Here is a 16,242-nt window from a genome sequence, read left to right as displayed (position 1 = left end):
CCGCTTATAATGTGAACGGTTTTTCCTTTCGGCACCGTCTGCGGCATACACCTCATTCCCCATCCTGGATTCAACGAAACCCGATGCGTTTTCTGAAGTTTTTCCTATGGTCGTGCTTGGCTATTTTCTGCGGACTTTTGCTCAGTCTCAGTGGCGCGTTTCTCTATCTCAGCCCCAACCTGCCATCTGTCGACTCACTACGCAGCATACAGCTCCAGATTCCGCTGCGTGTCTACAGCCACGATGACAAGCTGATCGCCGAATATGGCGAAATGCGTCGTTCCCCTATCAGCTTCGATGAAATACCCAAGGATTTCATCGCCGCTTTGCTGTCGGCAGAAGACGATAACTTCGCGAATCATTATGGCGTCGATGTTTCCAGCCTGATGCGCGCTGCCACGCAATTATTGAAAACCGGCCATATTCAGACCGGCGGCAGCACCATCACCATGCAGGTGGCGAAGAATTACTTCCTTACCAGCGAGCGCAGCTTCTCGCGCAAGATCAATGAAATACTCCTCGCTCTTCAGATTGAACGAGAACTGAGCAAGGATGAGATTCTTGAGCTGTACGTTAACAAGATCTACCTAGGCAACCGCGCGTACGGAATAGAAGCTGCAGCGCAGGTGTACTACGGCAAATCAATCAGCGAGCTGAGCTTGGCGCAGATGGCGATGATAGCCGGCCTGCCCAAGGCACCTTCAGCCTTCAATCCGCTCGCTAACAAGGAACGCGCCAAGGAGCGACGGGACTGGATTCTCGGACGAATGTATCGCCTCGGAAAACTAGACGAGACCCGCTATCACCAAGCATTGGCTGAACTCGTCGATGCGTCCTATCATGGCTCCTCGCCCGAACTTGACGCACCTTATATTGCCGAAATGGCACGCGCCGAAATGGTCGGCCGCTTCGGCAGCGCTGCATACACTGACGGATTTCGCGTCTATACCACCGTCAGCAGCGAACGTCAGATCGCCGCCAACCAAGCCCTTACCCAGGGTCTGATCGAATACGACCAGCGCCACGGCTATCGTGGACCGGAAGCTCACCTGCCCGGAACCGATGAAGCAGACTGGCTGAGACAGCTCGGTGACTATCGCAGCCAGTCCGGGATGCACCCGGCAGTCGTCAGTAGTACCTCAAAAGAATCCGTCCAGGCGCTACTTCGAGACGGCAGCGAACACAGCATCGCCTGGGAAAGTATGAAGTGGGCCCGCCCATTCATTAATACCAACAGCCTGGGGCCACAACCGAAGGCACCGTCCGACGTGGTTAAACCGGGAGATGTCATTCGGATCCGTATTGTCGAAGGCGAAGCGCTATTCAGCCAGATACCCCAGGCACAGGGCGCACTGGTATCTCTTGATCCGCTTGATGGATCCATCGAAGCGCTGACCGGAGGGTTTTCCTTTGGGCAAAGCAATTACAACCGCGCCATTCAGGCCAAGCGCCAGCCCGGCTCGAGCTTCAAACCCTTCGTTTATAGCGCCGCACTGGATGCAGGGTTCACCCCTGCCACGCTTGTTAACGACGCCCCCATAGTATTCGTCGAAGAAGGCCTAGACCGCGTTTGGCGACCCAAGAACGACAACAACACCTTCCTCGGCCCGATCCGCTTGCGAGAGGCGCTGTACAAATCACGCAACCTAGTGTCGATTCGCCTGCTGCAAACACTCGGCATCCCGCAGACCATCGACTACATCACACGCTTTGGATTCAAGCCCGAAGACCTGCCAGCGAACTTGTCGCTTGCGCTTGGCACAGCAACCTTGACACCAATGGAAATCGCTACCGGCTGGACAGCATTTGCCAATGGCGGCTACAAGATAGAGCCCTATTTGATAGAGCGGATCGAGGAGAGGGACGGGAAGGTGATATTCAGCGCAGATCCTGTTCGCGTGCCAGAACGCAACACTGCTGATCCAACCTCTGTAGCCGCGCCCGAGGCGACAGTCATTGCCTACGCACAGAACGACTCGTTCATTGCAGACGACCGCTCAGAGCTGCCCCCCCAGCCCCCCAGGCACGCCGAACAGATCATTGATGATCGGACCGCTTACATCATGACCAGCATGCTGCAAGACGTCATCAAACGAGGCACAGGCAGAAAAGCCTTGGCGATGGGCCGCGGCGATATTGCGGGAAAGACCGGGACCACGAACGAATCAAAAGACAGCTGGTTCTCGGGCTATAACGCCGACATCGTCACCACCGTCTGGACCGGGTTCGATCAGCCTCAGAGTTTAGGTCGCCGTGAGTACGGCGGCACTGTGGCCCTGCCCATATGGATGAAATACATGAGCGCTGTGCTTGAGGGCAAACCTGAACATGCCCCCGCTGAGCCTGAAGGCATCCTGACCCTGCGCATCGACCCTGACAGCGGCCGCGCAGCGGCACCAGGGACACCAGATGCCTATTTCGAAATATTCCGAAGCGAAGATTCGCCGCCTGGCATGAACGATGAGCTGATGCAAGGCGCAACCATCCCCGGTAGTCCGCTACCAGCCAGCGAAACGGCACCTATGGATCTTTTCTAAAAGTCGAGTATTACGTGAGAGCGTAGCCGAGCTCCGCTGAGTGTTCTGCGGGATTTAGATGACAAAAAAAACCGGCCATTGGCCGGTTTTTTCTAACTACAGCCCCGTCAAAGCGGAGCCACAGACAACCATTCAACCACCGAAGACGTCGTCGACAGACTTAAGTGGGTAGTTCGAGGGGTAGGGCAGGGTCGCCACGCCACTTTCTATGGCAGCCTTGGCGACCGCATCGGAAACCAGCGTGATCAGACGCCGATCCATAGGCTTCGGAATGATGTACTCCCGACCGAACTCCAGACTGTCAACGCCATAGGCGGCCGCCACCTCGGCCGGCACCGGCAGCTTGGCAAGGTCACGCAGCGCCAGCGCGGCTGCTATCTTCATTTCCTCGTTGATGCGCTTGGCCCGGACATCCAGCGCACCGCGGAAAATGAACGGGAAGCCCAGCACGTTGTTGACCTGATTCGGATAATCCGAACGGCCGGTTGCCATGATTACATCGGAGCGCGTCGCGTGTGCCAGCTCCGGACTGATCTCAGGGTCCGGGTTGGAGCAGGCAAATACGACAGGATTAGCCGCCATACGTTTGAGACCTTCGGCACTCAGCAGATTGGCGCCTGACAGGCCCACGAAGACATCGGCACCGTCTAGCGCGTCATCCAGGGTGCGCTTGTCTGTCTCATGTGCAAACACTGCCTTGTACTGGTTTAGATCGTCACGACCCGCATGGATAACACCCTTGCGATCGATCATGAAGATGTTCTCGATTTTCGCGCCCATGCTAATTAGCAACTTCATGCAGGAAGTTGCAGCGGCGCCGGCGCCGAGGCAGACGATCTTTGCCTGTTCCAAAGACTTGCCGGCAATTTCCAGCGCATTGAGCATGCCTGCTGCAGTGACGATAGCCGTGCCGTGCTGATCGTCATGAAACACGGGAATGTCGCATTGTTCGATCAAGGTCCGTTCGATTTCGAAGCACTCAGGCGCCTTGATGTCCTCCAGATTTATCCCGCCAAAGGTGATGGAGATACGCTTGACCGTATCGATGAAGGCCTGCGGACTCTCCGCATCGACTTCGATATCAAACACATCAACCCCAGCGAATCGCTTGAACAGTACACCCTTGCCTTCCATAACCGGCTTGGATGCCAATGGCCCAAGGTTGCCAAGACCAAGAATCGCAGTGCCATCGGAAATCACCGCAACCAGATTGCCTTTGCCGGTGTAACGATAAGCCAACTCAGGATCTCGGGCGATCTCCCGGACCGGTTCCGCCACACCAGGACTGTAGGCCAGCGAAAGATCGCGAGCGGTGGACGTGGGCTTGGTCAGCTCGACGCTCAACTTTCCCGGACGGGGCTGGGAATGGTAGTCGAGAGCGGCAGTTTTCAGGTCAGTCATGGGGGCAATTCCGCTTATTTTACTGGGACAGACAGGTGGTCGAGGATACGCCAAGACCGAGCGCCGTCACAAGGGAACGGAAAACCTGACTGTCAAGGTCTGGCCGTACGACTTTTGGCGACGGCTTCAGGACAAAGGCATGAGCATCGACGGGTGGCTTAGCTTCAACAACCAACGCGCCCGCCGCGACCGATCACCACGACTCTTTCGGTCGATAACCCAGCCCCTGACCTCGACATCCTTGCCAGACACCCCCTTCAACGCATCATCGAAAGCGGCAACGACCTGAGGAGGGATCTGCACCACAAGCGAACCACCCAGTTCCAACCAAACACCTCCCCGGTTGGTCTCCATGCGCTCGACACGGGCCCTGACAATCGCAAATCCACCGCCACGCACGCGGTCCGCCGCGATCACAGGAGATTGCCGCCAAACCCCTTTGCCAGCAGAACGCGCCTGCAGCTCCGCCGCTCGCTGGCATTCGGCCAACAACACGTTCGGCGCGATGGCGACAAAGAAGCCCAATCCTTCGGCAAGTATTTGCGCTTCCAGATTTTCGCCATGTTTGTCGAAGGCGTGAGCAAGAACGCGTCCGTAGTGATCCCTGGATTGCCGACCAATCCTCATGCCGACATAACCATCATCGGTGCTCACCAACGATTGCAGCCGATTTCGTGCAGCCTCTGCAAACGGCTCGGCACTGCGCCCTTTACGGCCCATTTCGGTGGCATTCAACCCAATGAGTCGCACACTGCGACCATCGACCAGCCGCAGCGTATCGCCATCAATAACTGTCGCGACCTTCACGTGCGAGAGCGGCTCGCTGGCCGGGCAAAGCGCCGCGGCCTGCAAGCTGAAGAAGATAGAAACGAAAAAGGCGCCCCCCAGGGACGCCTTTTTCAGTTGCTCGGAGAATCTCATCGGATTCCCGTAGCGGCAACAGCTTGTTACTTGGCGCCAAACACACCAAAGCGCTGCTTGAAGCGGTCGATACGGCCGCCGGTATCCAGCACTTTCTGCTTACCGGTGTAGAACGGATGGCACTCGGAGCAAACGTCAATGCTCAGGTTCTTCGCCAGCGTAGAGCGAGTTTTGATGACGTTGCCGCAGCTGCAAGTGGCGTCGATTTCTACGTAATTAGGATGGATATCGGCTTTCATGGAAAAATCCTCGAGGACTTGTGCCGCCACCCGACCCTATGTCGAGTACCGCACGGAAGGGCGCGAATAATAACAGAGCAAGAAGGCGATGCAAGGGCTGCTGATCGGACAGATATTCGCCTAACCCCACAGCCCGAGACTACAGGCCAGCCTGCTACCCCGCCGGATCGTTTAAGATCGGCATTCGCCGCCAAGGACTTTCGTGTGCCCCGATCCATACTCCGCCTCGCGCTGCCCTCGCCATTGCGCAGACTCTTCGATTACCTCGCACCTGCTGGCGTCTCAAGCGCCGGACTGCAGCCGGGTATGCGCTTGCGCGTGCCGTTTGGCCGACGCGAAATCATCGGGATACTGGTAGAGGTCGTCAGTCACAGCGAAGTCCCCGACGCCAAGCTCAAACCGGCTCTGGAGTTGCTCGATGCGCGACCGCCCCTACCGTCACCGCTGTTCAAACTATGCCTGTGGACTGCCCAGTACTACCAGCACAGCCTCGGCGACACGCTCAGCTGGGCGCTGCCAGTCCTGCTGCGCCAGGGCGAACCCGCCGAGGCGAGACAGGAGCGCTTCTGGCATGTGGTCAACGGCGCGCGGCCCGAAGACCCGAGACTGAGCCGGGCGCCACGCCAACGTGAAGCACTGAAGACCATCGCTCAGCATCCTCACGGCGTAGCGCATGCCCTGCTTTCGCAGCTGCAGCTGAGCAAAGACAGCCTCGATTTGCTTTTGCAAAAAGGCCTGCTGCGCGTCGAGACCCGGCGCTGCCACCAGACTCCGCGGCACCAGGGCAGCTGGCTGCTGCAGGCGGAACTCCCACTTAACCAGCAGCAGCGCGCCGCCTTCGAAGCCATTCGCTCCGGCCTGGACGGTTTTCAGGCATACCTGCTCGCCGGCGTCACCGGGAGCGGCAAGACCGAGGTCTACCTGCAGCTGATCCATCAGGTGTTGGAGGCTGGCAAGCAGGCTCTGGTGCTGATTCCCGAGATCAACCTCGGGCCACAGACCCTGGCGCGCTTCGAAAAACGCTTCAATGCCCGCATCGCCCTGCTCCACTCCAATGTCAACGACCGCGAACGTTTAGATGCCTGGCTTGCGGCGCGGGACGGCGAGGCCGACATCATCATCGGCACCCGCTCAGCATTGTTTACCCCGATGAAAAACCCGGGATTGATCATTCTCGATGAAGAGCATGATGCCTCTTATAAACAGCAGGAAGGCCTGCGCTATCACGCACGCGACCTCGCCGTGGTCAGAGCGCGCCAAGAGAACGTCCCGATTTTGCTGGGGTCGGCGACGCCGTCGCTGGAAAGCCTGCACAACGCGCATAGCGGGCGCTACGGGCTATTGAAGCTGACCGAGCGTGCCGGAGGGGCCCAAGCGCCACGCTTCCTGCGCTTGGACATAAAGAGCCGCCCGCTCGACTCCGGTATTTCCGGCCCGTTGCAGCAGGCAATGGCGCAGACACTTGCCGCCGGACAGCAGGTGCTGGTGTTCCTCAACCGGCGCGGCTTCGCCCCCTCGCTGCTGTGCCACGATTGCGGTTGGATCGGCCAGTGTCCTCGCTGTGACGCCAGGATGACGCTGCATCAGCGCCATAACGAGCTGCGCTGCCACCACTGCGGGCATGCCGAACGCCCGCCGCATAGCTGTCCAGACTGCAACAAGCTCGACCTGAGGCCCGTAGGCGCGGGCACCGAGCGAGCGGAGGAGCGACTCGCAACGCTCTTTCCCGACTACCCGGTGCTGCGCATTGATCGTGACAGCACCTCTCGCAAAGGCTCGATGGAGCAGCTGTTGGCTACCATCAACCGTGGCGAGCCATGCGTGCTGGTGGGCACTCAAATGCTCGCTAAGGGCCACCACTTCCCGCGCGTGACCTTGGTCGCCATTCTTGATGCGGATGGTGGCTTGTTCTCGGCCGATTTCCGCGCCAGCGAACGAATGGCTCAGCTGATCGTGCAGGTTGCCGGCCGCGCTGGGCGGGCCGAGGAGCCCGGCAAAGTGATCATCCAGACCCACCTGGCTGACCACCCGCTGTTGGTTCAGCTGACCGAGCAGGGCTACTTCGCCTTCGCTGAACAGGCGCTGAGCGAGCGTCGCGCGGCTGGCTTGCCACCGTTCAGCCATCTTGCGCTGTTGCGGGCCGAGGCGGTGAAACCCGGCCAGGCCGAAGACTTCCTCGATCAAGCCTGTATCCAGGCCGAACAGCTGATAGCGCAACTCGGCCTGACGGGTGTCGAGCTGCTGGGACCAGTGCCCGCTCCGATGGAGCGACGAGCCGGGCGCTTTCGTGCGCAGCTACTGCTACAAGCTAACGCCCGCGCACCACTGCATAACCTGATGAACGCCTGGATGCCGCAGGTAGAGGCACTGCCGGGTAGCCGCACCGTGCGCTGGTCGTTGGATGTTGACCCAATCGACCTGTTCTGATGTTGGTCAATCGCACGACTCCAGCGCAACTAGCGCCTTAAGCCTTGAAGGTTCGGCCTCTGGACACCGATAATGCCCAGTTTTCGACCAAAGCCTTCGGCCGACCGAGCACATCATGAAAGACAGCATTCGCCATCTGATCCAGCAAGCCCTGGCCCGTCTCACCGCTGAAGGCGTGCTGCCGGAGGGGTCGAACCCGACCATTCAGGTGGAGAACACCCGCGACAAGACCCACGGCGACTTTGCCAGCAACGTCGCGATGATGCTGGCAAAGCCCGCAGGGATGAAGCCGCGCGATCTGGCGCAAAAGCTCATCGAAGCATTGCCAGCAGACCCCAGCGTCAGCAAGGTTGAGATCGCCGGCCCGGGCTTTCTCAATTTCTTCCAGAACAGCGCTGCGTTGGCGCAGCGGCTGGACGCCGCCCTTGCCGACCCTCATCTCAGCGTCAGCAAAACGGGCTCCAAGCAACGCGTTGTGGTCGACCTTTCCTCACCGAACCTGGCGAAGGAAATGCACGTCGGCCACCTGCGCTCGACCATCATCGGCGACGCCGTGGCGCGCGTGCTCGAGTTCCTCGGTGACGAGGTTATCCGGCAGAACCACGTCGGCGATTGGGGCACCCAGTTCGGCATGCTGCTGGCTTACGTGAAGGAACAACCGAAAGGTTTCGACTCACCGGAGCTGGCAGACCTGGAAGGCTTCTACCGCGCAGCGAAGCAACGGTTCGACGAATCGGCAGAGTTTGCCGAACGCGCGCGCAAGCTAGTCGTGGAGCTGCAAGCAGGCGATGCCGAATGCCTGCGGCTGTGGAAGCAATTCAATGAACTCTCACTCAGCCATGCGCAAGAAGTCTACGACCGCCTCAATGTCATGCTCACCCCGGACGACGTAAAAGGCGAAAGCGCCTACAACGCCGAACTTGCTGACATAGTCGCATCGCTCAAGGTCAAAGGACTGCTGAGTGAGAGCAATGGAGCCCAATGCGTCTTTCTCGATGAATTCAAGAACGCCGAAGGCAACCCGCTCCCGGTGATTGTGCAGAAAGCCGGTGGCGGCTACCTCTACGCCACCACTGACCTGGCCTCCATGCGCTACCGCAGTCAGCAGCTAAAGGCTGATCGCGCGCTGTATTTTGTCGATCAGCGCCAAGCGCTGCATTTCCAAATGACCTTCGAGGTGGCTCGGCGCGCCGGCTTCGTCCGCAGCGACATGCAGCTCGAGCACATGGGTTTCGGCACCATGAACGGCGCTGATGGCCGCCCCTTCAAGACCCGTGATGGGGGCACGGTGAAGCTGGTCGACCTGCTCGACGAAGCCGAACAGCGCGCCTATAGCTTGGTTAAAGGTAAGAACCCCGATCTTGACGAAGGGGAGCTGCGGCAAATCGCCCACGCTGTCGGCATCGGCGCGGTGAAATACGCAGACCTGTCCAAGCATCGCACCAGCGATTACAGCTTCAACTTTGAGCAAATGCTCAGCTTCGAGGGCAACACCGCCCCTTACCTGCTCTACGCCTACACCCGAGTGGCCAGCGTGTTTCGCAAGCTGGGTACCGGCATGGACGGACTCGGCGGCGAGATCAACCTGGAAGCCGAACAAGAGCAAGCGCTAGGCGCGAAGCTGGCTCAGTTCGCAGAGGTGCTTAACGGTGTCGGTGAGAAGGGTGTTCCCCACCTACTGTGCAGCTATCTCTATGATCTGGCGGGGCTGTTCTCCAGCTTCTACGAGCATTGCCCGATACTCACCGCTGAGAGCGAGACGGTTAAACAGAGCCGCCTGCGCCTCGCCGCCCTGACCGGCAAAACGCTGAAACAGGGCCTTGCCCTGCTTGGCCTGGAAACGCTGGAGCGGATGTAAGTGGCAGCCAGGAAAAAACCCGCCCCGAAACGTGGCGCGAGCCGCTACCAGGCCCCCGCCAAGAAGCCAGTACCTGGCTGGGTCTGGCTCCTGTGTGGCCTGGTTATTGGGGGTTTTATCGTGTTCCTGATGAACCTCGAACCCGGCGGCGAAGAGATCAAGCGCAGCAAGGACACAGCCAAGTCCAAGGAGCTGCCGAAGCGTTCGCCTCCCGCTACGGGCCAGCCAGCGAAACCGAAGTACGACTTCTATACGCTGCTGCCTGAGTCGGAAGTGATCCTACCGCCAGAAGCATCAAAGCCCGAACCGCCCAAGCCGGTTACACCGGAAGAGGCTGCCAAGATCGATGCAGCGCGTGCCGAAGCCGCTCTGAATGGCCAGGTACCACCGCCTCCGCCTACAGTAGCCAAGGCACCGGTGACTCAGTTTTTCTTGCAGGCCGGCTCATTCCGCAAGAAGCCGGAGGCGGAAAAGGTCAGAGCGCAGATCATTCTGCTCGGACAGGATGTCCGGGTGGAGAACGTGACCGTGCGTGACGAGGACTGGTATCGAGTGTTGGTCGGGCCATTTGCCGACCGGGAAAAACTTGGTCAGGCCCAGAAGGCGTTATCAGCGAGTGGCTACAACAACCTGCTACTTCAACAGCGCCAAGCGCGCTGAACCGAGCCTTTACTCAAGCGCAGGGGCGGTGTTGTAAACCGCGCCGCTCTGCTACTAACCGTTAGGACAGCGCGAACCTCTGCCCTAACGCTCCCGTGGCGCATAGGCGAAAACATCTGCACGCATCTGCTTCGCATCCATCCCGGCCTCCACCAACGCATCCAACGTACCGTAGACCATTGCGGGAGACCCGCTGGCGTAGACGTGAACCGGCTGCAGATCGGTGAAGTCCTCGCAGACTGCTTCATGCAACATGCCGCGCCGCCCCGCCCATTCACAAGCATCACTGACAATCTGATGCAGAAACAGATTGGGCATCTGTTGCCATTCCTGCCAATGCGTCAACTGATAGAAGTCTTCCGGGCGCCGCACCCCCCAATACAGATGCACCGGATAGGCGAAGCCCTCGGCTCGGCAATGCTCGATCAAACTGTGCATCTGCGCCATCCCGGTGCCTGCAGCAATCAACACCAACGGTCCCTCTGGCAGCTCGGCGAGGTGGGTATCGCCGAACGGCATCTGCACGCGAGCCGTCCCGGTGCGCCTGATTTGCTGCAGCAGGTCGATCGCTGAGGATTCACGCGCCAGCACATGGAGCTCCAGCTCACGTCCGCGTCCTGGCGCGGACGCTAGCGAAAAGGCGCTGTATTCGCCATCCTCCCGCTCCAGCAACAAGTACTGCCCAGCGTGGTAGCGCGGCAGTTTTCCGGCCGGCGTACGGAGTAGCAGGCGAAACACGTCGCCCCCCACCTCTTCACAGCTGACGAGCTGGCAACTCAGCGTACGCACCGGTAGCTCCCCCGGCGCGAGCACACCATCCCACAGCAGGACGCAATCTTCCTCTGGCTCAGCCAGGCAGGCGAAAACTTCGCCATGATCATGGCTTTCACCACGCTGACGCACCCGGCCGTCAACCAGCAGTGCAGCGCATATCAGGCAATTACCGTTGCGGCATGCTTGCGGACAGTCGTAGCCCAACCGGCGCGCGGCATCGAGGATCAACTCACCACGCTCGACGTCGAGCACTGCCCCGGAGGGTTGCAGGGTTACTTTCATCAATTCAAAACCTGAGTAAATGCGCGGCTGTCATCAGTCGATGCCAAGCTCGGTCCAGAGTTCGTCGACCCTACGCTTCACCGCCTCATCCTGCACGATGGCGCGCCCCCATTCACGAGTAGTCTCGCCGGGCCACTTATGAGTGGCATCGAGGCCCATCTTGCTGCCGAGACCGGACACCGGCGAGGCAAAGTCGAGATAGTCGATTGGTGTGTTCTCGATCAGCACCGTATCGCGTTTGGGATCCATGCGCGTGGTAATGGCCCAGATAACGTCATTCCAATCCCGAGCGTTGATATCGTCGTCGGTAACGATGACGAACTTTGTGTACATGAACTGCCGTAGAAAGCTCCATACGCCCAGCATCACGCGCTTGGCGTGGCCGGGGTATTGTTTTTTCATGGTTACCACCGCCATGCGATAGGAACAGCCTTCCGGCGGCAAATAGAAATCAGTGATCTCGGGAAACTGCTTCTGCAGGATCGGTACGAAAACCTCGTTGAGCGCGACACCAAGTATCGCCGGCTCATCTGGCGGTCGCCCAGTGTAGGTGCTGTGATAAATAGCGTCGCGACGTCGTGTGATGCGCTCCACGGTGAACACCGGGAACCGATCGACTTCGTTGTAGTAGCCGGTGTGATCACCGTACGGCCCTTCATCGGCCATCTCGCCAGGCTGTATGTAACCCTCCAGAACAATTTCGGCACCGGCCGGCACCTGCAAATCGCTGCCCCTGCATTTGACCAGCTCGGTACGGCTGCCGCGCAACAAGCCAGCAAAGGCATATTCGGAGAGCGAGTCCGGAACCGGTGTAACAGCGCCGAGGATCGTGGCCGGATCAGCGCCGAGTGCCACCGCCACTGGGTAGGGTCGGTCGGGGTACTTCTCGCACCACTCACGAAAGTCCAGCGCACCGCCTCGATGGCTGAGCCAGCGCATGATCACCTTGTTGCGACCAATCACCTGCTGACGATAGATACCGAGGTTCTGCCGCTCCTTGTTAGGGCCCTTGGTGATTGTCAGCCCCCAGGTGATCAGTGGCCCAGCATCGCCTGGCCAGCAGGTCTGAACCGGAAGCAGAGACAGATCAACATCGTCACCTTCGACGACCAGCTCCTGACAGGGCGCATCCTTGAGCACCTTGGGCGCCATGCTGATGACCTTCTTGTAGATCGGTAGCTTGCTCCAGGCATCCTTCAGCCCTTTGGGCGGCTCCGGCTCCTTGAGAAAGGCCAAGAGCTTGCCGATCTCACGTAGCTCGGACACTTCCTCTGCCCCCATACCCAGGGCAACGCGCTTGGGTGTGCCGAAGAGATTTCCGAGAACCGGCATATCGAAGCCGGTCGGATTCTCGAAGAGCAGCGCCGGCCCCTGCTTGCGCAGGGTTCGATCGCATATCTCGGTCATTTCCAGAACTGGAGAAACGGCGGCTGAAACGCGCTTGAGTTCACCGCGCTGTTCCAGGCCTCGGATAAAGTCGCGCAGATCGCGATACTGCATTGCTTGAGCCTCGCAGGGGCCGGCGGGTGTCCGGGCGGAAAGTGTAGCCTTGGCGCAGGTCGATACAAAACCTGCAGACAGACAAAGGCCGGGTTTCCCCGGCCTCGGCAGCAACGACCAAACCTTATTTGCGCTTCATTGACATGAAGAACTCTTCGTTGGTCTTGGTGTCCTTCAGCTTGTCGAGCAGAAACTCGATCGCAGCGCTTTCGTCCATCGGATGCAGCAGCTTGCGCAGAATCCAGATGCGCTGCAGCTCTTCCTCGCTGGTCAGCAATTCTTCGCGACGAGTCCCCGAGCGGTTGATGTTGATCGCGGGGAATACCCGCTTCTCGGCGATACGGCGATCAAGCTGCAACTCGAGGTTACCAGTGCCCTTGAACTCCTCGTAGATCACTTCATCCATCTTGGAGCCGGTTTCCACCAGTGCGGTGGCGATAATAGTCAGCGAACCGCCTTCCTCGATGTTCCGCGCGGCGCCGAAGAAACGCTTGGGCTTTTCCAGGGCATGGGCGTCGACACCGCCAGTCAGTACCTTGCCGGAGCTAGGAATCACCGTGTTATAGGCACGGGCCAGACGGGTAATGGAATCCAGCAGGATGACCACATCCTTCTTGTGCTCGACCAGGCGCTTGGCCTTCTCGATGACCATCTCAGCGACCTGCACGTGGCGGGTCGGTGGCTCGTCGAAGGTAGACGCGACCACTTCGCCGCGCACGGTGCGCTGCATTTCGGTCACTTCTTCCGGGCGCTCATCGATCAGCAGAACGATCAGGTGGCATTCGGGGTTGTTACGGGTGATGTTGCTCGCAATGTTCTGCAGCATGATCGTCTTGCCCGCTTTCGGCGGTGCGACGATCAGACCGCGCTGACCTTTACCGATCGGGGCGCAAAGGTCGATCACCCGGCCGGTGAGATCTTCCGTGGAGCCGTTACCGGCTTCCATCGTGAGTCGCTTGTTGGCGAACAGCGGAGTCAGGTTCTCGAACAGTATTTTGTTCTTCGCGTTTTCCGGGCGATCGAAGTTGATCGTATCAACCTTGAGCAGCGCGAAATAACGCTCGCCTTCTTTAGGCGGGCGAATCTTGCCGACGATCGTATCGCCGGTGCGCAAATTGAAGCGGCGGATCTGGCTCGGCGAGACATAGATGTCATCCGGGCCGGCGAGATAGGACGAATCCGCGGAGCGCAAGAAGCCGAAGCCGTCTTGCAGAATCTCCAGCACGCCATCACCGGAGATTTCCTCACCGCTTTTCGCGTGCTTTTTCAGCAGGGAGAAAATCACGTCCTGCTTGCGCGAACGGGCCATGTTGTCGATGCCCATCTGTTCGGCCATTTCCAGCAGTTCGGTGATGGGCTTTTGCTTAAGTTCGGTCAGATTCATAGAAAGAGTCAGAAGGGATGAAGAAAGCGATTAGCTTGAGAAGCCGCGCAGCAGGAGACGAACAGGTTCGTTGTGCTTTATCAGGCTGAAGTGCGTCGGCGACGGCATGCAGAGGGCGACGGAGAAGCGTCGCAGGGCCGAATTTAGCACCGTGCAGGCGAAGCGTCCACCCTGCAGTTATAAAAAACCCCCGCATTTGCGGGGGCTTTTTGAAAGCAGCAACCGTGAATCAGATATTGCTATCGAGGAACGCTGCCAGCTGCGATTTCGACAGAGCGCCCACCTTGGTGGCCTCGACATTGCCGTTCTTGAACAGCATCAGCGTCGGAATGCCGCGTACGCCGTACTTCGGCGGAGTTTCCTGGTTCTCGTCGATGTTCAGTTTGCAGACTTTGAGCTTGCCTTCGTATTCCTTGGCGATCTCATCGAGCACTGGAGCAATCATCTTGCACGGGCCACACCACTCGGCCCAGTAATCGACCAGAACAGGACCATCGGCCTGGAGCACGTCCTGCTCGAAGCTGCTGTCGCTGACATTGTTGATGTATTCGCTCATGGAGTTTCTCCAGGGTCAAAATCAGAAGTGACGCCATCATAGCCCGGCTTGGTTCGGATCGAAAGTCGCAGCCTGTCGCTTGGGCAATAGACCATGGAAGGCACAATGGATCGATGACGGCGCGCTATGGCGCAGCGCTGCGCGTTGGCGGATGAAGGCGATCATGTCAGGATGTCGGGGTTTTGCACAGAGACTGCCCCATGCGCCCAACAGCCGCCGAACCCTTTCCGATGATCGCCGCCCTTGATCTCGGCTCGAACAGCTTCCACATGGTGCTGGCCCGCACCAGCAACGGCGAGATGCGCATCCTCGAGCGACTCGGCGAAAAGGTCCAGCTGGCCGCCGGCATTGATGAGAGCAGACAGCTCGACGAAGCTGCCATGCAGCGCGGCCTGGACTGCATTCGCCGCTTCGCTCAGCTGGTCAATCATCTCCCCCAGGGCGCGGTGCGCGTGGTCGGCACCAATGCCCTGCGAGAGGCGCGCAACCGCGCCCAGTTCATTCGCCAAGCTGAGACGATCATCCAGCATCAGGTCGAGGTGATTTCCGGCCGAGAGGAAGCGCGACTCATCTACCTTGGCGTATCGCATACCTTTCCCGCATCTAGCGGCAAGCGGCTAGTCGTTGACATTGGCGGTGGCAGCACCGAATTCATCATCGGGGAAGGCTTCGATTCGCTGTTGCGTGAAAGCTTGCAAATGGGTTGCGTGAGCTTTACTCAGCGGTTTTTTCAGGACGGCAAAATTACGCCGGCCCGCTACGCGCAGGCCTATACCGCCGCGAGGCTGGAGCTGATGAGTGTCGAGCACGGCCTGCACCGGCTCGGCTGGCAGGATGCGGTGGGTGCGTCCGGCACCATTCGCGCCGTCGGTCTCGCGATCAAGAGCGCCGGGCTTAGCAACGGCGAAGTCACGGCCGATGGCATCGGCTGGCTCAAGCGCAAGCTGTTCAAGCTGGGCGATGTCGAAAAGCTCGACTTGGACGGTATCAAGCCGGACCGTAAGGGCATCTTCCCTGCGGGCTTGGCCATTCTCGAAGCGATCTTCGACGCCCTGGAGCTGACCAGCATGGCGCACTCCGAAGGCGCACTGCGCGAAGGCGTGCTCTACGATCTGATCGGCCGACACCACCAGGAAGACATCCGCGATCGCACACTGAGCTTTCTGATGGAGCGCTACCACGTCGACACTGACCAGGCCGCTCGGGTCGAAAGCAAGGCGCTGGAAGCCTTCGATCAGGTCGCTTCCGATTGGACATTAGATGAAGAATGGCTGCGAGAACTGCTCAGCTGGGCGGCGCGGATACATGAAGTCGGACTGGACATCGCGCACTACCACTACCATAAGCACGGCGCCTACTTGATCGAGCACTCCGACCTCCCCGGCTTCTCACGTCAGGATCAACAGATGCTGGCGTTGCTGGTTCGCGGCCACCGCCGCAATATACCCAAGCAGAAATTCGAGGAAATGAGCGAGGACGGCGTGAAGCTGACCAGACTCTGTGTATTGCTGCGCTTCGCGATTCTTTTCCACCACATCCGTGGGCCGCAGCAAGCGCCAGCGTTTCAGCTCAAGGCCGGCGATAACAGTCTGGACGTGGCTTTTCCTGAAGGCTGGCTGGCTCAAAACCCGCTGACACAAGCCGATTTTGCCCTGGAGGCGGATTGGCTCAAGCGGATCGACTTCACCTTCAGCGTGCGCTGA

The 16,242-nt window shown here is 59.2% G+C and carries 12 protein-coding genes; 5 read left to right on the top strand and 7 right to left on the bottom strand.

Features of this window, described 5'->3' with window-relative positions:
- Positions 1-83 precede the first annotated feature (83 nt).
- Positions 84-2,537: a penicillin-binding protein 1A gene (locus tag ACQKEK_RS15120; RefSeq protein ID WP_499143632.1), complete on the top strand. Its 2,454-nt coding sequence runs from the start codon at positions 84-86 to the stop codon at positions 2,535-2,537.
- A 132-nt stretch (positions 2,538-2,669) separates the two neighbouring features.
- Here the strand turns inward: ACQKEK_RS15120 and ACQKEK_RS15115 are convergent, their stop codons facing one another.
- The 3 genes from ACQKEK_RS15115 to rpmE form a co-directional block, all read right to left on the bottom strand.
- A complete protein-coding gene (locus ACQKEK_RS15115; RefSeq protein WP_128120278.1) occupies positions 2,670-3,938 on the bottom strand; it encodes a malic enzyme-like NAD(P)-binding protein in 1,269 nt (422 codons plus the stop codon).
- A gap of 126 nt (positions 3,939-4,064) precedes the next feature.
- Positions 4,065-4,859, bottom strand: coding sequence for a thermonuclease family protein (locus ACQKEK_RS15110; protein WP_499143631.1), 795 nt, complete (start codon positions 4,857-4,859; stop codon positions 4,065-4,067).
- A 26-nt stretch (positions 4,860-4,885) separates the two neighbouring features.
- Complete coding sequence (gene rpmE, locus ACQKEK_RS15105; protein WP_019341291.1) at positions 4,886-5,098, bottom strand: 50S ribosomal protein L31; 213 nt, start codon at positions 5,096-5,098, stop codon at positions 4,886-4,888.
- Between the two features lie 204 nt (positions 5,099-5,302).
- On the opposite strand from rpmE, the gene ACQKEK_RS15100 reads away from it, so the two are divergent.
- The 3 genes from ACQKEK_RS15100 (at position 5,303) to ACQKEK_RS15090 (ending at position 10,043) form a co-directional block, all read left to right on the top strand.
- Complete coding sequence (locus ACQKEK_RS15100) at positions 5,303-7,525, top strand: primosomal protein N' (RefSeq protein ID WP_499143630.1); 2,223 nt, start codon at positions 5,303-5,305, stop codon at positions 7,523-7,525.
- 115 nt (positions 7,526-7,640) lie between these two features.
- Positions 7,641-9,383 carry an arginine--tRNA ligase gene (gene argS / locus ACQKEK_RS15095; protein ID WP_499143629.1) on the top strand — a complete coding sequence of 581 codons (1,743 nt, stop codon included), beginning with the start codon at positions 7,641-7,643 and terminating at the stop codon, positions 9,381-9,383.
- Positions 9,384-10,043: an SPOR domain-containing protein gene (locus ACQKEK_RS15090; RefSeq protein WP_499143628.1), complete on the top strand. Its 660-nt coding sequence runs from the start codon at positions 9,384-9,386 to the stop codon at positions 10,041-10,043.
- Between the two features lie 84 nt (positions 10,044-10,127).
- Here ACQKEK_RS15090 and ACQKEK_RS15085 read toward each other — a convergent pair whose 3' ends face one another.
- From ACQKEK_RS15085 to trxA, 4 genes are all read right to left on the bottom strand, one after another.
- Complete coding sequence (locus tag ACQKEK_RS15085; RefSeq protein WP_499143627.1) at positions 10,128-11,099, bottom strand: CDP-6-deoxy-delta-3,4-glucoseen reductase; 972 nt, start codon at positions 11,097-11,099, stop codon at positions 10,128-10,130.
- Between the two features lie 33 nt (positions 11,100-11,132).
- Positions 11,133-12,599 (bottom strand): 4-hydroxy-3-polyprenylbenzoate decarboxylase, encoded by a 1,467-nt coding sequence (ubiD, locus tag ACQKEK_RS15080; protein ID WP_128120273.1) that lies wholly within the window; start codon positions 12,597-12,599, stop codon positions 11,133-11,135.
- Positions 12,600-12,723: 124 nt separating this feature from the next.
- Positions 12,724-13,983, bottom strand: a complete 1,260-nt coding sequence (gene rho, locus ACQKEK_RS15075; RefSeq protein ID WP_045430829.1) for a transcription termination factor Rho — start codon at positions 13,981-13,983, stop codon at positions 12,724-12,726.
- A 229-nt stretch (positions 13,984-14,212) separates the two neighbouring features.
- Positions 14,213-14,539: a thioredoxin TrxA gene (trxA, locus tag ACQKEK_RS15070; protein WP_019341284.1), complete on the bottom strand. Its 327-nt coding sequence runs from the start codon at positions 14,537-14,539 to the stop codon at positions 14,213-14,215.
- Between the two features lie 200 nt (positions 14,540-14,739).
- On the opposite strand from trxA, the gene ppx reads away from it, so the two are divergent.
- Entirely contained in the window at positions 14,740-16,242 is a 1,503-nt protein-coding gene (gene ppx / locus ACQKEK_RS15065) for an exopolyphosphatase (RefSeq protein ID WP_499143626.1), read from the top strand.

The organism is Pseudomonas sp. NPDC077408 (assembly GCF_050269105.1).
Lineage (GTDB): Bacteria > Pseudomonadota > Gammaproteobacteria > Pseudomonadales > Pseudomonadaceae > Stutzerimonas.
The sequence above is the reverse complement of the archived record's forward strand: the minus strand, read 5'-3'. Positions and strand labels throughout refer to the sequence as shown.